This is a genomic window from Selenomonas ruminantium subsp. ruminantium ATCC 12561 (genome assembly GCF_000424065.1).
In the GTDB taxonomy this organism is placed as follows: domain Bacteria; phylum Bacillota; class Negativicutes; order Selenomonadales; family Selenomonadaceae; genus Selenomonas_A; species Selenomonas_A ruminantium.
On the sequence record NZ_AUJE01000017.1, the window covers coordinates 44,808 to 62,464 of the forward strand.

The window sequence follows — 17,657 nt, forward strand, 5'->3', positions numbered from 1 at the left end:
CACACTTTCTCAAAAGCCAAAGCCTGTCCGCTTGAACATCTTGGCTAAATCTTCACTGCTGAATTTCAAAATCGTCGGGCGGCCATGGGGGCAGGTATAGGGAAAGGCCGTCGTAGAAAGCTCATCGAGCAAAATCTCCATCTGCCGCATATTGAGTTCTTCGCCCGCCTTGATGGCCGCCCGGCAGGCGGTTGTCGCAAGGCACGCCTGACGGATTTCCTTGGCGGTTGTCTCATGCATATTGCCCAAATCCGTCAAGATTTCCCGGATAATATCCTCGGCCTCTCCCACAGGCACATCAGCCGGTACTTCCATCAGGCGGTAGTCATAGTCGCCTGCCGCCTCCAAATGAAAGCCCAATTTGGCAAAGAGTTCCTTGTTGTCCTCCACCAAGGCCGCTTCTTTGCGGTCAAAGGTCAGGAGCTGATGCACCAAAAGCTGCTGGGAGGGAATGCCATCCGCCATAGCGGAGAGCTTATCAAACAAGATGCGCTCATGGGCGGCATGCTGGTCGATTATGTATAGCCCTTTCAAATCCTGCGCGATAATATAGGTCAAGTCGACCTGTCCAATGGGAATCATGCGCCCTGTATTTTCGGCAGGCTTCTCTGCAATTGACTGGTCAACAGTTGACAGGTCCATTTTTGACGGGTCATTTGACGCGTCAGCATTGTCAGCATTGGACAGGTCAGGCTGTGGACTGTCGGCTACCTGCTCATGGCGCTCCTGCGGCTGGTAATGCACCTGCCGCTCCTGCTGGAGCTTAGCCTGTGCTTCGGCAAAGCTTACCGCAGGTTTCACTGCCGGACGGCTGACTGCCTCGTAAATGGTCTTGGGCTGGTAACTTCCCTGTGCAGGTTGTGACGCGCTCACCTGCGGTGCCGGAGCACTGGCCGGCACAAACTGCATGGGCTCCATGCTGTATTCCACTTTGGGCTTTTCCACGACCGCCGCCACTTCCGTCAAATTGCCAGAGCTTGGACGAATGGCATCTAAGACCGACTTATAGACAGCCTTAAAAATGCGGCTCTCGTCCTCGAACTTCATTTCGCTTTTCTGCGGATGGACATTGACATCAATCGTACGCTGGGGCACTTCGATGTTGAGCACCGTGAAGGGAAAGCCGCTTTTCGGAATCAGTGAGCGGTAGGCATTGTCAATCGCCTTGGCAATGGCGCGGTTCTGAATGATACGGCCGTTGACGATAAAGGTCTGCCAGGTGCGGGAACTCTTGAGCATGGAGGGCTTGGTGATAAAGCCCGAAATCTTCAGGTCTTCATCCTCCAGATTAAGGGTCAGCAAAGAATCCGCTACCTGCCCGCCATAAATGGCCTGCACGGTATCAAAAAGATTACCGTTGCCCGGCGTCACCACTGAGGTCTTGTTGTTGTTGATAAACTGAAAGGCGATATCGGGACGGGACAGTGCCAGCTTGATGATGAAATCGTTGATTTTGCCGCCCTCGGTATGGTTGGTCTTGAGGAACTTCTTGCGGGCGGGCGTGTTGAAGAACAAGTCTTCCACCTTGATGCTCGTGCCCACATTGCAGCCCATTTCGATGATATCCGGCGCCTTGCCGCCGCTGATTTCCACTTTCGTCCCCAAATCACTGCCCGGCTCACGGGTCAGCATGGTAAAGCGGGACACGGAAGCAATGGTCGGCAGGGCCTCACCACGGAAGCCCATGGTAGAAATGCTGTTGAGGTCCGAAACCTCTTGAATCTTGCTCGTGGCGTGGCGCAGGATAGCCACGGAGGCATCTTCTTTGCTCATGCCCTTGCCGTTATCCGTCACCCGCATAAAGGATGTGCCGCCTGCCATGATTTCCACTTCAATGCGGGTTGCCCCCGCATCCATGGCATTTTCGATGAGTTCTTTAATTACCGATGCCGGACGCTCCACCACTTCGCCTGCGGCGATTTTGTTGATGGTGTTATCGTCAAGCACATGAATCTTCGTCATGCCTGTCCTGCCTCCCTTTTCGCCTGCTCCTGCAGTTTATAGAGTTCATTCATGGCCTCGAGCGGGGTCATGGTCATTACGTCAAGTGCGAGCAGCTTGTCGCTCAGGCTGTTTGCAAAGAGCGACCCCATCATATCCATGGACGCCGGGGCCTGCTTGGCATTTTCCGTTGCGGGCACAGCGGTGGCCGCTTCCGACTCGAGTTCAGCGAGAATATCCTCCGCCCGCTTGGTCACACTCTTAGGAAGCCCCGCCAACCGCGCCACATGGATACCATAGGACTTATCTGCCGCCCCGGGCACAATGCGCCGCAGGAAGGCCACCTGTGTGCCGCGCTCCTTTACCGCCACGCAGTAATTCTTGACGATATCGTCTTCCAAATCCGTGAGTTCATGGTAATGTGTCGCAAAGAGGGTCTTGGCATGAATTTTCTGCTCGATATGTTCAATCACGGCGCGGGCAATGCTCATGCCGTCAAAGGTACTCGTGCCGCGGCCGATTTCATCGAGAATTACCAGACTGTTCTTCGTGGCGTATTTGAGTATCTGCGCCACTTCGTTCATCTCCACCATAAAGGTACTCTGCCCGCTGACGAGGTCATCACTGGCGCCGATACGGGTAAAGATTCTATCCACCGGCGAAATCGTTGCCTCGCGGGCGGGAATAAAGCTGCCAATCTGCGCCATCAGTGTAAGGAGCGCCGTCTGCCGCATATAGGTGGATTTACCCGCCATGTTCGGCCCGGTAATCAGCATGATTTCACAGCTGCTATGGTTGAGTTTCGTGTCATTGGGCACAAAAAGGTCGCGCGTCAGAATCCGTTCCACGAGCGGGTGACGGCCGTCCTTGATATCAATCTCGCCGTTATTTGCCATACGGGGGCGTACATAGTTATAGGCAACGGCCGCCTCTGCCAAGCTGCTCAGCACATCGACAATGGCGATTTCATGGGCCGTGCCCTGAATCTCCGTCAGGCGGCTCTTGACGACCTCGCGCACCTCGGTAAAGAGGTTGTACTCAATGCTGACAATCTTTTCCTGTGCGCCGAGAATCTTGGTTTCAAATTCCTTGAGTTCCTCGGTGATATAGCGCTCGGCGTTAGCCAGTGTCTGCTTGCGGATATACCTGTCCGGCACCAAATCCGCGCCGCTGTGGCGCACTTCGATATAATAGCCAAAAACCTTGTTGTAACCGATTTTGAGCGAGCGAATACCGGTTTCTTCCTTCTCCCGCTCCTCGATTTCCTGCAGCATGGATTTGCTGTCGTGGGCAATGCGGCGGTATTCGTCCAAATCGGCATTATAGCCAGTCTTGATAATGCCGCCATCCCGCAGGGAAATCCCCGGTTCATCCACGATGGCACGCTGCAGTAAATCCACCAAATCGTCGAACACATGAATATTCTGCTGACAGTTTACCAGCACATTAGCCTGCACACTCGCCATCTTGTTTTTGATAGCCGGCAGGCTCATCAGGGAAATCTTCAGCGCAATTAAATCGCGGGCGTTAGCCGTGCCCACTTCAATACGCGTAAGCAGGCGCTCAAAGTCGTGAATATCCTTGCAGGCTTCCCTCAGCCCCCCGCGCAGGGCAAAGTCCTTTGTGAGTTCTTCCACCGCATCCAAACGCTGATTGATGGGCAGGATATTCAACAGCGGATATTCGAGCCATTTTTTCAGCAGGCGGCTGCCCATAGCCGTATTGGTGAAATCGAGCACATCGAGCAGGGTATCCTTCTTGCCTCCGTCCCGCAGATTGCGCGTGATTTCGAGGTTCCGCAGGGTATAGGTATCAATGACGAGATTTTCCGAGGCATCCAGAAAAGCCAGCTGATTGAGGTGGGTTAAGTCCGTCATCACCGTATCATGGAGATAATCCAACAGCGTGGCCACAGCCTCTTTTGCCCCTTCGTCAGCCGGACGGACATCCGCGGCAAAATGCTCGATAATGCGATCCTCTACAGCCGCCGAAACCTCGGCAATACGGGTATAGGACGTTGCCGGCAGGCGCAAGTCCGTAAATTCCTTGAGCCGTTCCATAAAGGAGGGCTGCCCCACCACCAAAAGTTCCGGCATCGCCAAACGGTAAAGTTCATCATAAAGCATCTGTTCCCGGCTGCCGCCGCCATAAAGGCCATAGAAACATTCACCGGTGGAAATATCGGCGCCTGCTAAGATAATCTGCTCACCCTTTTCATAGACAAGGGCAATATAGTTGTTGGCCGAATCCTTGAGCGCGGATTCAGACAGTACCGTACCCGGCGTGATGATCTTGATGATTTCACGCTTGGTCAGCCCCTTGGCCTTGGGGTCGCCAATCTGCTCGGCAATGGCCACCTTATAGCCGCGGCTCACGAGCTTATTGATATAGCCTTCAGCCGCATGATAGGGCACGCCGCACATGGGCGCCTTATCCGTATTGCCGCTGCGGCTTGTAAGCGTCAGACTCAGTTCCTTGGACACAATACGGGCGTCGTCAAAGAACATTTCATAGAAATCCCCCAACCGGAAAAATAAAATGGCCTCAGGATGCTGTTCCTTCGTAGCCAAATATTGCTGCATCATGGGCGTAAGTTCCATGTAAGCGCTGCACCTCCACTAAAATCCCAAAAACGATAAACATAAAAAACGGCAGAAGCTCCCTCACCTGAGGGAGCTCTCCGTACTATTATACACGAATACCTTTTAACACCCAGGTCTGCGGGTGCGTAATCTTCACACTGATAAAATCACCGGGCTGCTCATCCTGATGATTGAAAAGCACGATTTTATTCGTACGAGTGTGGCCTGTCCAGACGGAATCATCATTCTTACTGGGGCCTTCGACCATAACTTCCATAACCGAATCGAGTAACGCCTGATTCTTCTCTAAGCTGATTTGATTCTGCACCGCCATCAAGGCGTTGAGCCGTTCCTTCTTCACCGCATCGTCCACCTGATTGTCCATCGTGGCCGCCGGCGTACCGCTGCGCTTGGAATAGATAAAGGTATAGGCCGAATCATAGCGGATTTCCTTCAGGAAGTCCAGCATCTGTGCAAAATCTTCTTCCGTTTCTCCCGGGAAGCCCACAATAAGGTCCGTTGTAAGTGATGCTTGCGGCAGGCGGGCACGGATTTTGCGCACAAGTTCCTTATAGCTTTCCACCGTATAAACGCGGTTCATGGCCTTCAGCAGATGATTGCTGCCATACTGCACCGGCAGATGGATATGCTCGCAAAGGTGCTCGCCTGTAGCAATGGCTTCAATCACTTCGTCGCTCAAGTCCTTGGGATGTGAGGTCATAAAGCGCACCCGCTTGATGCCTTCCACCTTGTCCACCATCTTTAAGAGTTCCGCAAAGGTCGCGAGTTTATGGTCCTTGCCATAGGAGTTGACGTTCTGGCCTAACAGGGTGACTTCCTTATAGCCCTGTGCCACAGCCTGCTCGACTTCCTTCACCACATCTTCGGGACGGCGGCTGCGCTCCCGCCCGCGCACATAGGGAACAATACAGTAGGTGCAGAAGTTGTTGCAGCCATACATGATAGGAATCCAGGCCGACAGTTTGCCATCACGGGCCACACGGTGGTCTTCCGCGATAGCCGGTGCTGTCTTGGCATCCAATTCCGTATTGACCACATGACCACGTTCACGTTCGATTTCCTGCACAACCGCGTTGAGTTCATGCACCTTGCCCGTGCCGAGCACGAAGTCGATATGCGACGCCCGCTTGATGAGCTTGTCGCTTTCCTTCTGCGCCATGCAGCCGGTGATGCCGAAAATCAGCTTAGGATTCTTACGCTTGATGTTCTTGATTTCCCCAATTTTACCATAGACCTTGTCCTCCGCCGTTTCGCGTACGGCGCAGGTATTGATGATGAGAAGGTCAGCATCTTCCATCGGCGCATCATCAGCTAAGCGCTCATAGCCGATATCGGCCAGCTGCCCGGCCATGCGCTCGGCATCGGCAACATTCATCTGACAGCCATAAACCAAAAATTTGACATAGCGCTGGGCTTTGCCATCTATAATCTTCATACTTATTTATTCAGTCCTTTTACACAATCTAACTCGATATATCATTGTAACAAAAGAACCCTGTTTTGTCTATGCGAAGGAAAAATATTACCAGCCCCGCAGGCATCTTAGCCTTTACATGTAATGCAAGAAAACAGCCCGATGGCTGATGATGCTTTCCCGGTGCGTTAGGCAAGCCTGCATAAGCATAGGGAAAGTATTATCAGCCATCGGGCGTCTTATCACACGGATATGTCAACCAATCTTATTCTTCATCTGCATCGGGGTCTTTGATGGGCACCCCAAACACGAGATTGTCCAAAAGTCCAATCAGCTGATTGATTTCCGGCTTGGCAATCTGTCCGGAAGCCCCCAGCTGTTCGCCCTTGATGCGCATTTCCTCACTGATCAGCGAGGAGAACAGTACCAGTGGCACCTGTCCAAGCGTTTCATCTTCACGCACCAATTTGAGCAGGCGATGACCATCCATCTTGGGCATCTCGACATCGGAGATAATCACGCGCACATGCTCTTCGATTTTGCCCGGCTTCTTGGCCAGACCCTGCAGATAATCCCAGGCATCCTGACCATTACCGAAGTCACGGACATAACGATAGCCGGATTCATGCAGCGTCGTAACGAGCAAATCGCGCAGCATCGGCGAATCTTCTGCCACAACAACATGAACGTCGGCGCGTTTGCTCTTGACATCTTCCGGTGCCTCTTCATACGTCGTCAGTTTCGCATTGATTTCCGGATTGATTTCCGCAATAATCGTCTCAAAGTCAATAAGCAGGACAATGCGGTCTTCCATCTTGATAATGCCAACTACACGGGACTGGTCGCCAACTTCCGGAGCCGGCTCCATATCCTTCCAGGAAATGCGATGAATGCGGGAAACATTTTCTACCAAAAAACCAATGTTATAATTATTGATTTCCGTCACAATGACATTGCGCGGTTCTGCCTTGGACTGCACATTCAGGCATCGCGGCAGATTTACCAAAGGAATTGCTTTGCCACGCAGGGTGAACAGACCATCAATATAGGGATGAGCCTGCGGCATAGCCGTCACCGGTGGACAGGTAATTACCTCGCGTACCTTTGCCACGTTGATGCCATAGTTAACTTGTCCAATGCTGAATTCCACAATTTCAAATTCATTAGTGCCAGTTTCCAGCAAGATTCCTTTCTTGTCTCCACTCGTTTCTGCTGCCATCTACTTCGCCCCCATCTATATTTTATATCCCATCAAATTCATCTCTAGCTTTTTAATTCGCCCTTTGCGGGTAAATTCCTTCAACTGTTGAAAAAATTTGCTTGAATTTGTTTAATTTTCTTTTAGATAGGTCCAGCCATCTTCTTCCACAATGCGATTTTCCCGCAAAAGATGACCCAAAGCCCGCTTGAACGCAGCCTTGGAAATGCCAAACTTGTCGCGGATAACCTCTGGGGAGGATTCGTCACTGTAAGGCATTTTGCCATTGCGATTACGCAAAAGCTCCATGATTTTTTCCGCATCCGTAATGAGTGCCTTTTCCTTGCTCTCCTTTAACGAAGCATTCAGGCGGCCGTCATCGCGGATATAGGTAACACGGGCCGTGACCACCTGCCCGACTTTGGGGCGGGACTGCGGATTCATTTCCTTATTGGCGATAAAGACAATATAGCGTTCTTCGCTGAACAGGAAGGCTCCGGCATCGGTATAGTTGTAAATCGCACCGGTGACCATCTGCCCTTTTTTGACGCCCTTGGCCGGCTGGGAGGCGCGGCGCATTTCGTCTTCGACTTCCATGGTGACGGCCAGTCTGCCCGACTTATCGGTGTATAGCTTTGCCCAGACCACTTCACCAATCTGCGGACGACCGCGCATACCCGCATAGGGCATGAAGATGCCGCGTTCCGCGCCTACATCAACAAACGCACCATCGCGGCTCACGTTGATGACCTTCAGGCGGGCAATCTGCCCTTCCTTCATCTTCGGCACCCGCATGCTGGCGGTCAGCTTGCGGTTCGGGTCAAGGTACAGAAACACTTCCACTTCATCACCGATATTTACCGGATGGGTCTGCTGATTCTTATGCAGCAAAATATCATCATTGGTATTGCCGGTTTCCGCATCGAGGAAGGCGCCCAACTCCGACTCACGCACCACCTTCAGCGTGGCCACTGTGCTCGGGCCGTATTTTTTCTTACGTTGTTCTTCCATAACGGCCTCAATCAGTCTTCATAGACGGACAGCTTGGCATCACCCCAAAGCTGTTCCAGTGCATAGTATTCACGGGCTTCCTGCATGAAGACATGGGCAACCACATCACCGAAGTCCAGCAGCACCCATTCGCCTTCCCGGTAGCCTTCCTTGTGGTTAAATTCCACACCGGCCTCCCCCAGTTCATCTTCGATATTGTCGGCAATCGCGCGTACCTGCGTTGCCGTATTGGCCGAACAAATCACAAAATAATCCGTGGACGGGGAGATTTCCCGCATATCCATCACCACAATATCACGCGCTTTTTTGTCGCTGGCTGCCTTGCAGATTGCCTGGCTCATTTCTTCAATCGTCATGTAAAATCCTCCAATCGATATATCATTATCCTATCATCATTCCTTGGCGCCTGCCTCAGGGAAAAGTTCTTTCATTCGCTGCTCCATCGCCGTATCGTCAATCACCCAAATCGAAGGGTCATCGGCGGCAGGCTCACCGGGCAGAATAATGCTCTCCGGCGCTACATTGCTCAAATGCCGCAAGGTATTAGCCAGATACATGGAATCAAAGATTTCTGCACTGGTTTCCACCCGCTGCTTAATGATGTCCGCAATAACGGGCAGCTTCGTCAGTGTCTTAAACTGCAGGAGATTCTGGTAAAGTGCCTTACAGAAACGCTGCTGGCGCTGCATACGGCCCAAATCGTTCAAATCATCACTGCGATAGCGCAGATACCCCTGCGCCTGTCTGCCATCTAAATGCTGATAGCCCTGTGGCAGATGAATGGCAATGCCCCCCTCGGCATCGTCGTAGTTCATATCCTCTTCCACATAAATATCCACGCCGCCAATAGCATCGATAAGCTCGCTAAAGACCTGCATATCGAGCACAATATACTGGTGAATGGAGATCCCCAGCAGCGCATTGACCTGACGAGTCATCAGGGGCGCACCGCCCAGGGCATAAAGATATTTCATCTTCATCTGCTCACGGCTCCCCGTAACATTCACCCAGGTATCCTGCGGAATGTGGATAAAGCGCAGCTTGCCCGTGCTGTTTTCAAAACTGGCTACGACTATGCCATCGGCCTTCTTTTCCGTGCTGCCATCAGTATCCACGCCTTCATCAAGCCCTACAATCAGCACATTGGTATAACCATCAAACCGCGGGTCTATCTGTCCCCGCCTTGCCTGCTGGCGCTGGCTGTAACCATCATACATGGCCTGGTATTCCTGATTGATGCGGGCGCCCAGCGAAACCAGCGCATAACCGGCAAAAAGTACACCGGTAAGCACCAGCCCTAGAAAAATCAACAAAATCAACAGCCGCAGACGTGCCCGCCGCCGTCTTTGCGCCAGCAGTTTACGTTTATGTTTTATATTTTGCTGGGTGACATTTATCTTGTCCATCGGCCTGACCTTCTATCTGTTAAGCAATATTTCATTTCTGGCAATCACCGTATTGGGATGAATCAGCCCGCCCTTTTGCAGGACAAAGGCAATAGACTGCGTAAGACCGGCCAGCACCATATCATCAAGGGAAACCGTTTGGGCAAGTTCACGCAAGCGCTCTACACCAGGATAATCCCGGTTCGGTTCAATCATATCCGCAAACCAGATAATCTTATCCAGCTCCGTCATCTTCGCGCCGCCCACGGTATGACGCCAGATCGCCTGCTCAATCGCATGGTCGCTGACGCCGTATTTTTCCGTCACCAGCCGGGAACCTATATAGGCATGAAGCAGCAAAGGCATCTGCCGTTCAATATTGCCCACCATAATCAGGCGTTTTTCCGCTTCGGCAATTAAATCCTCGTTGCGAAATTCCCGCGCACAATCGTGGAGAAGGCCGGCAATCTTAGCCTGCTCTTCGTCCACGCCAAAACGCCGGGCCAAAAACACCGCCGTCTCCGCTACGCCCAACGAGTGCTGATAGCGGGATGGTTTCAGGCTCTTTTCCAGTAATGCGCGCATTTCTTCATAGCCCATAGCAAAACTCATTGATACAACCCTTCTTTTTCGATATATTCTGCAACTGCTTCTGGTACTAAATAACGAATGGACTTTCCCTGCGCAATACGCTGCCGGATAAGGGTTGAAGATATCTCCATACGCGGCACCTCGAGTTCATGAATACGCCTGCGTAACTCCGCACCAAAAAAATCCAGCAGCATGTCCTCATCAAAAGGCACCTCCGGCCGGGTTGTGCCAATAAAATGGCAGGCCGCTGCCAATTCTTTCGGATGGTTCCAGGTGGGCAAATCGTTAATGGAATCCGAGCCAGTGATAAAGAATAGTTCTGCCTCCTGCCCCAGACGTCTTTGCATTTCCTGCACCGTCCGCCACGAATAGGACGGCCCTTGCAGCTCCATTTCCAAAAGGTCAAGCGTAAAGAACGGATTATCAGCAATAGCCAGCTCCACCATCTTGATGCGCTGCTCTGCCGAGGCGATTTTCCGCCCCTGCTTGTGCGGCGGCTGCGCAGCAGGGATAAAGCGCACTTCGTCCAGTTGGAAAGCCTGCCGGGATTCCTCGGCAATATGCAAATGAGCCAGATGGATGGGGTCAAATGTACCGCCCATCAGCCCGATTCGCTTTTTCATCACCGGATTCCTCCCCATACATAAAGCAACAGATATACTGCCGCTACCGTCAATAATATTAGCACTACTGCCTGAGCATAGTCCTTGCTGTCATGCGCCCCTTTGGGGGTAGACAGATACTGGCGCATAGCCCGGTAATAGCCCTGCAAATGAAACATCAGCGAATCTGCCCCTCACCCATGATGAGATACTTGGAGCTTGTGAGCTCCATAAGACCCATTGGCCCACGGGCATGGAGTTTCTGCGTGCTGATGCCGATTTCCGCGCCAAAGCCAAACTCAAAACCGTCCGTAAAGCGGGTCGAAGCATTGACATATACCGCCGCTGCATCCACTTCCTTCTGGAAGCGCGTAGCATTCACGAGGTCACTCGTGACAATCGTTTCCGAATGACCAGTGTTGTAGCGGTTGATATGTTCTATCGCTGCTGCCACATCATCTACCACCTTGACGGACAGGATCAAATCACCATATTCCGTTGACCAGTCAATTTCTTCTGCCGGCTGCATTTCCGGGCAGATGGCTCTTGATTGTTCACAGCCCCGCAGCTCCACTTTCTTTGCCGTCATGGTCTTATAAAGCATGGGCAGGAAATTTTCCGCCGCATTCTTATGCACAAGCAGCGTTTCCATGGCATTGCAGACCGAAGGACGGCTGGTCTTAGCATTGATAGCAATATCGAGCGCCATCTGTAAATCCGCACTTTCGTCCACATAGGTATGGCAGACACCGGTGCCGGTTTCAATAACGGGTACAGAACTGTCCTCCACCACCCGCTTGATCAGCCCTGCACCGCCGCGCGGAATGATGACGTCTAACAAACCGGTCAAATGAGTCATTACGCCCACAGCTTCCCTGTCCGTAAAGTCGATAAACTGGATTGCCCCTTCGGGGATACCATGCTTATAGGCCTCTTCTGCCAATAGTGAACTGATGGCGATATTCGAGCGAATCGCCTCGCTGCCGCCGCGCAAAAGCACGGCATTGCCGGATTTCAGGCAGAGCGCCAAAGCATCTGCCGTGACATTGGGGCGGGCTTCATAGATGATGCCCACCACACCCAGCGGCACCCGCACGCGACGGATGGAAAGGCCATTGGGACGTACACACGAATAATCGCCCTGACCGATGGGGTCAGGCAGAGCCGCCGTCTGCCGCAGACCTTCAGCCATGCCGGCAATGCGGTTTTCATCGAGCATCAGACGGTCCAGATAGGAGCGCTTGACGCCCTTTTGCCGGGCTTCTTCCAAGTCCTGCGCATTGGCTGCCAAAATCATGCTGCTGCGCTGTTCCAAGGCATGTGCCATCGCCAGCAAGGCTTCATTTTTCACCTTGGTCGAAAGCGTGCCCAGCTTATAGGACGCAGCTTTTGCCGCTTCTGCCTTTTTGCGTACTTCTGCCTGAATATCCAATCCGATTCCTCCCCATCAAAAATCAGTCCATTACCAGACCATCACACCATTAACACCATATTATCGCGGTGAATAACCTCTGTCGGTACATCACCATTTAATATCTCCGTAATTTTCTCGGTCTGACAGCCCAGGATTTTTTGCAAATCTCCCACAGAGAAATTCACAATTCCCCGGGCGATTTCCTGCTGCGATTCGGTCAGCACCCGCACGGTACTGCCGGCAGCAAAGTCACCGTCACAGGCGATAACTCCTGCGGGCAGGATACTTGCTCCCTGTTCCCGCATGGCCTTGGCACAGCCTGCATCCACCACGATTTCGCCGGTCAGGCGCTTGCCAAAGGCAAGCCATGACTTGCGCACCCGGAGATGCGATTCCCGTGCCGGGAACACTGTACCGATATTTTGACCGTTCAAAATATCCCTCAGCACATTTTCCCGTGAGCCCGAAGCAATGACCATCGTCACGCCGGCACTCATGGAAATTTGTGCCGCCTGAATCTTGGTCATCATGCCGCCCGTGCCCAGCTTGGAACCGGCACCACCGGCAATCGCTTCAACTTCGGGCGTGATTTCGGGAATTTCGGCGATAAGCTCAGCTTCCGGATGGGTCGCCGGATTAGCTGTATAAAGCCCTTCAATATCCGACAGGATAATCAGGGCATCGGCGTCCACCAAAGTTGCCACCATAGCCGAAAGGTTATCGTTATCACCAATCTTGATTTCATCTACGGCTACCGCATCATTTTCATTGATGACGGGAATAGCCCCCATGGAAAGCTGAGCCAGCAGGGAATTACGGGAATGAATGTACTGATGATGCTGCACTGAGTTTTCCTTGGTCAGCAGCACCTGTCCCATAACCTGTCCGTATTCGGCAAAGAGCTTCTCATAGATATGCATGAGTACGCCCTGCCCGATAGCCGCTACCGCCTGCTTTTCCGGAATGGAGTCCGGCTTTTTCGTAAGCCCCAGCTTGCCCAAGCCTGCGGCAATGGCGCCCGAGGACACAAGAATCATTTCCTTGCCCTGATTTTTGAGGTCGGCGATTTCCCGCAGCAACAGGTCAATGCGGTGCAGATTCAGTTTTCCGGTTTCATGGGTCAGGGTACTCGTGCCCACCTTGACCACAATGCGCTTGGCTTCACGCAAACGCTCTCTGGCAGTTCCCATGTTCTTCCCTCCGCTCAAGTTTGGTTACGGCAGTTCGATTTTCGGCTTATCGTAGTTGCGCTTAAACAGCAGACCATTGCGGCCGATAATCTGCACGAGATTTACATCTGCACGTTCAGCCAGCATGGTGATGGCATCTTCCGGTTCTTCCATGCAGTTCTGCAATACACGTACCTTGATGAGTTCGCGCTTCTTGATGGCTTCCTGCGCAGCCTGTACAACGGTCGGCGTCACGCCTTCCTTGCCCATCATCACCACGGGTTCCAATTTCTGTCCCATGGAACGCAAAAAGCTTTTCTGCTTGCCTGTCAATGAATTTCTTAACAAATTGATTCCTCCGTAAATCCTTACTCTTAATCGCGGAATTCAAATTCCATTTCGCCGATATGGATGGTATCGCCCTCTTTGGCGCCCTTTTCCCGCAGCTTTTCATCGAGATTCTTAATGCGCCAGATGTACTGGAAGCGGCGCACAGCTTCATCATTGAGGAAGTTGGTCATCTTCACGAGCTTTTCGATATTCTGACCGGACACCACAAGTTCACCGCTGATGTTGCGGGAAATGGTAATCTTATCCGGGTCTTCCTCGTTCTCGTCATAGACCACAACTTCGTCTTCCGTCTCCGGCTCCTCGACATAGTTGTCGAGCCATTCACCGGTATAGTCGATAAGCTCCTGCACGCCTTCGCGCGTAGCTGCCGAAATGGCAAAGAACTTCATGCCGTTTTCTTCCGCCAGTTTCTGCAGGCGCGGCAGATTCTCCTGCGCTTCCGGCAAGTCGATTTTATTGGCCACAAGCACCTGCGTGCGGCGGGCAATCTTTTCGCTGTATTTCTTGAGTTCCGCATTGATTTTGTAATAATCGTCAATGGGGTCGCGGCCTTCAAGCCCCGAAGCGTCCACGATATGCAGAATCAGCTTCGTGCGCTCCACATGGCGCAGGAAGTCATGACCAAGGCCCACACCGTCAGCCGCACCTTCGATAAGCCCCGGAATATCGGCCATGACAAAGCTCTTTTCGTAGTCCGTCTTGACCACACCGAGCACCGGCGTAATCGTCGTAAAGTGATACTCCGCAATCTCCGGGCGCGCTGCCGAACAGCTGGCCACAAGACTCGACTTGCCCACACTCGGATAGCCGACCAGCCCCACATCAGCGAGCAGCTTCAATTCCAGAATCAGGTTCTTGGCCTCACCCGGTTCGCCGAATTCGGCAAAGGTCGGCGTACGGTTGGCAGAGTTGGCAAACTTCGCATTGCCGCGACCGCCACGGCCGCCCTTGCAGACCACAGCCTCCTGACCGATTTCCGTAAGGTCAGCCAGCACCTTGCCCGTAGCCTCGTCCTTCACAATCGTTCCGGGCGGTACCTTGACATAGCAGGCAGGTGCATTGGCACCATACTGATTCTTGATATCACCATTTTCGCCATTCTTCGCCGTAAACTTCCGATGAAAACGGAAATCCAACAGCGTGTTCATATTCTGGTCAACGACAAAAATCACATCGCCGCCCCGGCCGCCATCACCACCAGACGGCCCACCTTTCGGCACAAACTTCTCCCGGCGGAAAGCAGACTTCCCATGCCCGCCATCGCCCGCCTTCACAATTACGCGGGTTCTATCAATAAACTGCATATTTCCTCCACATCTAAACCATAAGACCACTGTATATCGTTGCTCAGCGCCCAAGGACGGGCGCTGGCGGACGTAAATCCCGTGATGGGATTTCAGTCCGCGTTTTCTTTTGTAACTTTTCTTTGCGCCAAAGAAAAGTTAGGGAACGTCGCCCCTTATAATGAATAAAGGCAAGAGCCGGCATTGCGTTCAATACCGGCTCTTGCCTTTATGCACTACAACGCAACCTAACGCCGTTCCTTATAAACAAATACCTGCGCCCAAAAGCGCAGGTATCCGTTATATGTCTTACATAGCTTCTTCAGCCGTATAAACGCTGACCTGACGCTGGTAGCGGCCTTTGCGCTCGAAAGCAACCTTGCCGGCAACCTTTGCGAACAGGGTATCATCCTTACCGATACCAACATTGTGGCCCGGATGGAAATGCGTGCCGCGCTGACGAACCAGAATGCTGCCAGCGGTTACAACCGTACCAGCCTGCTCCTTAACGCCGAGACGCTTGGAATGGCTGTCACGACCGTTACGCGTGGAGCTAACACCCTTTTTATGTGCGAACAACTGCAAATCAAAAGTAAACATCGAATTCACCTCCGCTGTTCCTGAATTTGTACCGCTTCCGGACTGAGCTTAGCAATCTCCATCAGTCCTAGAAGCATCGTTTGTAAAATCGCTTCGGTCAGTTCATCAGGAGCCCCTTTGAGCTGCATTTTAAGCTTACCACTCGCTACGGAATAATCCATGTCGCGATGCAGATGCTCACCCAGTCCCAAAAGCGCCGTCTGTGCAAGCGAGGAAACCCCGGCACAGACAATATCCTGACCACGCTCTGCCGTACCGCTATGGCCGGCAACTTCAAAGCCAACAATGCGATCCGTTGGCTCTTTAAAGATTTTGATCTTAATCATAGATTAAGCTTCAATCTTTTCGATAACAACCTTCGTGAACGGCTGACGATGACCCTGACGTTTACGATAGTTGCTCTTAGCCTTGTACTTGAAGACCAGAATCTTCTTGTCCTTGCCCTGAGCTTCAACCTTGCCCGTTACTTTGGCACCTTCAACAACCGGCTTGCCAACTTTGACATCACCGTCGTTTACTACCGTCAGAACTTCGTCAAACACTACAGCTTCGCCTTCAGCAGCGGAGAGCTTCTCCACCATGATTACATCACCTTCAGCGACCTTGTACTGCTTGCCACCAGTTTTGATAATTGCGTACATGAAAACACCTCCCTATAAGATTACTCGCCAACTACGGCACTGCCACAAGGCAGATTTCACAGCCTCGTTGTGCGGTTGGGGATGGGTTATGATAAAACCCAAATCAGACGCACTTCATGCGCCTACAGTTATTAATAATAGCATAGGCATAATAGCGTGTCAAGGAAAAATCTGCCCCCTCCCCCATATTTTTTCTGCAGGATTTCTACAATTTTCCCAGCAGTTTTTTCCCGCAATTTTGCCCCTTTCCAAGAGTGCAAAACCAACTCTTCGAAAGTCACCCCCGCTCTCACCTATACCATAAGACTAACAAAAGATTACGAAAAGATAAGGTCAAATCCTGTAATGGCAGGGAATTTGTACAAACGGACATTGAGATTTTCCCATTTTTTCGCTATAATACAAGTGTATAGAATATGTAACGTTTAGGAGGAATTATTTATGATTAGTCCATATACTGCAGGTGCGCTCATCATCGTAGCCCTGATTGTCTTTGGCCCCAGCAGACTTCCGGAAATCGGCAAAGCCCTCGGCAAAGGCATCAAGGAGTTCAAATCCGGCGTGACCGATGAGAGCAAGAAAGCGGAAGACACACAGATGATGAATGTAACGGAACAGCCCAAAGAACTGCCCAAGGCTGAAAACCAGACGAAGCAGTAAGCCGGTGGTGTAATGGCAGAAGAACAAAAATACGAAGAAATCGAGGCGCCCAAGCAGCTTGGCGCCCCGGCAGATGCCGAAGCAGCCTTAGACGATGGCAGCATGTCCCTGATTGCCCATCTCACTGAGCTTCGCAGCCGCATCATCAAATGTCTGGTGGCTACAGGTTTAGGCAGCGTGGTTGGCTATTTCTACATTCAGGAAATCATGCACTACATCACCCTGCCCGCAGGCAAGCTCTACTATATGCAGCCTGCTGAAGCCTTCTTCACCTATCTGAAGGTGGCCTGTGTAGCCGGTTTTCTCTTGGCACTGCCCATTATCTTTTGGCAGGTCTGGCGCTTTTTCCTGCCGGCCCTGACCACCAGGGAACGCATGGTGCTTGGCCTTATCGTGCCGACCTCCGTCGTTCTTTTTTTCTGTGGACTGGCCTTTTCCTTTTTCCTGGTACTGCCGGCAGGCATCAAATTTTTCCTGGGTTTTGGCAATACAGAACTCGAGGCCCTGCTCTCGGTGGACAAGTACTTTGACTTTGTCATCATGTTTGTCCTGCCGTTCGGCTTTATCTTTGAGCTGCCGCTCGTGATTACCATTCTGGGTAAGATGGGGCTTATCACATCCGCTTTCCTGAAGAAATATCAGCGGATTATTATCTTCCTGTCCTTCGTCGTCGGCGCACTCATTACGCCGACCCCGGACGTATTCACCCAGTCCATGATCGCCCTGCCCATCATCGTACTCTATGAGGTAGGCTATTTCATTGTTCGTTATATTTTACGCAGATAAGAGGAGGT

Annotated in this window: 19 protein-coding genes; 2 read left to right on the forward strand and 17 right to left on the reverse strand. The window is 52.0% G+C overall.

Features of this window, described 5'->3' with window-relative positions:
* Positions 1-9: 9 nt before the first annotated feature.
* From mutL to rplU, 17 genes are all read right to left on the reverse strand, one after another.
* Entirely contained in the window at positions 10-1,962 is a 1,953-nt protein-coding gene (gene mutL / locus G598_RS0107935; protein ID WP_026766516.1) for a DNA mismatch repair endonuclease MutL, read from the reverse strand.
* Positions 1,959-4,541: a DNA mismatch repair protein MutS gene (mutS, locus tag G598_RS0107940; protein ID WP_026766517.1), complete on the reverse strand. Its 2,583-nt coding sequence runs from the start codon at positions 4,539-4,541 to the stop codon at positions 1,959-1,961. Before mutS ends, mutL begins: the two co-directional genes overlap by 4 nt.
* Positions 4,542-4,629: 88 nt before the next feature.
* Positions 4,630-5,979 (reverse strand): tRNA (N6-isopentenyl adenosine(37)-C2)-methylthiotransferase MiaB, encoded by a 1,350-nt coding sequence (miaB, locus tag G598_RS0107945; RefSeq protein ID WP_026766518.1) that lies wholly within the window; start codon positions 5,977-5,979, stop codon positions 4,630-4,632.
* 244 nt (positions 5,980-6,223) lie between these two features.
* Positions 6,224-7,177, reverse strand: coding sequence for a chemotaxis protein (locus tag G598_RS0107950; RefSeq protein ID WP_026766519.1), 954 nt, complete (start codon positions 7,175-7,177; stop codon positions 6,224-6,226).
* A gap of 111 nt (positions 7,178-7,288) precedes the next feature.
* Positions 7,289-8,167 (reverse strand): CvfB family protein, encoded by an 879-nt coding sequence (locus G598_RS0107955; RefSeq protein ID WP_026766520.1) that lies wholly within the window; start codon positions 8,165-8,167, stop codon positions 7,289-7,291.
* A gap of 11 nt (positions 8,168-8,178) precedes the next feature.
* The gene (gene rsfS / locus G598_RS0107960; protein ID WP_026766521.1) at positions 8,179-8,523 is read right to left on the reverse strand and encodes a ribosome silencing factor; all 345 of its coding nucleotides are present in this window, start codon (positions 8,521-8,523) and stop codon (positions 8,179-8,181) included.
* A gap of 36 nt (positions 8,524-8,559) precedes the next feature.
* Complete coding sequence (locus tag G598_RS0107965; protein ID WP_026766522.1) at positions 8,560-9,573, reverse strand: LCP family protein; 1,014 nt, start codon at positions 9,571-9,573, stop codon at positions 8,560-8,562.
* Between the two features lie 12 nt (positions 9,574-9,585).
* Positions 9,586-10,164 (reverse strand): bis(5'-nucleosyl)-tetraphosphatase (symmetrical) YqeK, encoded by a 579-nt coding sequence (gene yqeK, locus G598_RS0107970; RefSeq protein ID WP_245582780.1) that lies wholly within the window; start codon positions 10,162-10,164, stop codon positions 9,586-9,588.
* A complete protein-coding gene (nadD, locus tag G598_RS0107975) occupies positions 10,161-10,766 on the reverse strand; it encodes a nicotinate-nucleotide adenylyltransferase (RefSeq protein ID WP_026766524.1) in 606 nt (201 codons plus the stop codon). The genes yqeK and nadD overlap by 4 nt, the downstream gene beginning before the upstream one ends.
* On the reverse strand, positions 10,766-10,924 hold the full coding sequence (locus G598_RS19945; protein ID WP_169534978.1) for a hypothetical protein: 159 nt from the start codon (positions 10,922-10,924) through the stop codon (positions 10,766-10,768). Before G598_RS19945 ends, nadD begins: the two co-directional genes overlap by 1 nt.
* Positions 10,924-12,177, reverse strand: coding sequence for a glutamate-5-semialdehyde dehydrogenase (locus G598_RS0107985; protein ID WP_026766525.1), 1,254 nt, complete (start codon positions 12,175-12,177; stop codon positions 10,924-10,926). The genes G598_RS19945 and G598_RS0107985 overlap by 1 nt, the downstream gene beginning before the upstream one ends.
* A 41-nt stretch (positions 12,178-12,218) precedes the next feature.
* Positions 12,219-13,349 (reverse strand): glutamate 5-kinase, encoded by a 1,131-nt coding sequence (gene proB / locus G598_RS0107990; RefSeq protein ID WP_026766526.1) that lies wholly within the window; start codon positions 13,347-13,349, stop codon positions 12,219-12,221.
* 24 nt (positions 13,350-13,373) lie between these two features.
* Positions 13,374-13,676 carry a ribosome assembly RNA-binding protein YhbY gene (yhbY, locus tag G598_RS0107995; RefSeq protein ID WP_026761228.1) on the reverse strand — a complete coding sequence of 101 codons (303 nt, stop codon included), beginning with the start codon at positions 13,674-13,676 and terminating at the stop codon, positions 13,374-13,376.
* 26 nt (positions 13,677-13,702) lie between these two features.
* The gene (obgE, locus tag G598_RS0108000; RefSeq protein ID WP_026761229.1) at positions 13,703-14,983 is read right to left on the reverse strand and encodes a GTPase ObgE; all 1,281 of its coding nucleotides are present in this window, start codon (positions 14,981-14,983) and stop codon (positions 13,703-13,705) included.
* Between the two features lie 288 nt (positions 14,984-15,271).
* On the reverse strand, positions 15,272-15,562 hold the full coding sequence (gene rpmA / locus G598_RS0108005; RefSeq protein ID WP_026761230.1) for a 50S ribosomal protein L27: 291 nt from the start codon (positions 15,560-15,562) through the stop codon (positions 15,272-15,274).
* A 5-nt stretch (positions 15,563-15,567) separates the two neighbouring features.
* Positions 15,568-15,888: a ribosomal-processing cysteine protease Prp gene (locus tag G598_RS0108010; protein WP_026766527.1), complete on the reverse strand. Its 321-nt coding sequence runs from the start codon at positions 15,886-15,888 to the stop codon at positions 15,568-15,570.
* 3 nt (positions 15,889-15,891) lie between these two features.
* Entirely contained in the window at positions 15,892-16,203 is a 312-nt protein-coding gene (gene rplU / locus G598_RS0108015) for a 50S ribosomal protein L21 (RefSeq protein ID WP_014425460.1), read from the reverse strand.
* Between the two features lie 441 nt (positions 16,204-16,644).
* Here rplU and G598_RS0108020 point away from each other — a divergent pair, with 441 nt between their 5' ends.
* Positions 16,645-16,863 (forward strand): Sec-independent protein translocase subunit TatA/TatB, encoded by a 219-nt coding sequence (locus G598_RS0108020; RefSeq protein WP_026766528.1) that lies wholly within the window; start codon positions 16,645-16,647, stop codon positions 16,861-16,863.
* Positions 16,864-16,875: 12 nt separating this feature from the next.
* Complete coding sequence (gene tatC, locus G598_RS0108025; RefSeq protein WP_026766529.1) at positions 16,876-17,649, forward strand: twin-arginine translocase subunit TatC; 774 nt, start codon at positions 16,876-16,878, stop codon at positions 17,647-17,649.
* Positions 17,650-17,657: the final 8 nt, after the last annotated feature.

Bases quoted from the DNA above. Each gene is read 5' to 3' on its own strand.
- tatC (WP_026766529.1), top strand. From the start codon at position 16,876: ATGGCAGAAGAACAAAAATACGAAGAAATCGAGGCGCCCAAGCAGCTT.
- G598_RS0108020 (WP_026766528.1), top strand. From the start codon at position 16,645: ATGATTAGTCCATATACTGCAGGTGCGCTCATCATCGTAGCCCTGATT.
- mutL (WP_026766516.1), bottom strand. From the start codon at position 1,962: ATGACGAAGATTCATGTGCTTGACGATAACACCATCAACAAAATCGCC.
- mutS (WP_026766517.1), bottom strand. From the start codon at position 4,541: ATGGAACTTACGCCCATGATGCAGCAATATTTGGCTACGAAGGAACAG.
- rplU (WP_014425460.1), bottom strand. From the start codon at position 16,203: ATGTACGCAATTATCAAAACTGGTGGCAAGCAGTACAAGGTCGCTGAA.
- rsfS (WP_026766521.1), bottom strand. From the start codon at position 8,523: ATGACGATTGAAGAAATGAGCCAGGCAATCTGCAAGGCAGCCAGCGAC.
- nadD (WP_026766524.1), bottom strand. From the start codon at position 10,766: ATGAAAAAGCGAATCGGGCTGATGGGCGGTACATTTGACCCCATCCAT.
- G598_RS0108010 (WP_026766527.1), bottom strand. From the start codon at position 15,888: ATGATTAAGATCAAAATCTTTAAAGAGCCAACGGATCGCATTGTTGGC.
- G598_RS19945 (WP_169534978.1), bottom strand. From the start codon at position 10,924: ATGTTTCATTTGCAGGGCTATTACCGGGCTATGCGCCAGTATCTGTCT.
- G598_RS0107965 (WP_026766522.1), bottom strand. From the start codon at position 9,573: ATGGACAAGATAAATGTCACCCAGCAAAATATAAAACATAAACGTAAA.
- miaB (WP_026766518.1), bottom strand. From the start codon at position 5,979: ATGAAGATTATAGATGGCAAAGCCCAGCGCTATGTCAAATTTTTGGTT.
- G598_RS0107955 (WP_026766520.1), bottom strand. From the start codon at position 8,167: ATGGAAGAACAACGTAAGAAAAAATACGGCCCGAGCACAGTGGCCACG.
- yqeK (WP_245582780.1), bottom strand. From the start codon at position 10,164: ATGAGTTTTGCTATGGGCTATGAAGAAATGCGCGCATTACTGGAAAAG.
- rpmA (WP_026761230.1), bottom strand. From the start codon at position 15,562: ATGTTTACTTTTGATTTGCAGTTGTTCGCACATAAAAAGGGTGTTAGC.
- proB (WP_026766526.1), bottom strand. From the start codon at position 13,349: ATGGGAACTGCCAGAGAGCGTTTGCGTGAAGCCAAGCGCATTGTGGTC.
- G598_RS0107950 (WP_026766519.1), bottom strand. From the start codon at position 7,177: ATGGCAGCAGAAACGAGTGGAGACAAGAAAGGAATCTTGCTGGAAACT.
- obgE (WP_026761229.1), bottom strand. From the start codon at position 14,983: ATGCAGTTTATTGATAGAACCCGCGTAATTGTGAAGGCGGGCGATGGC.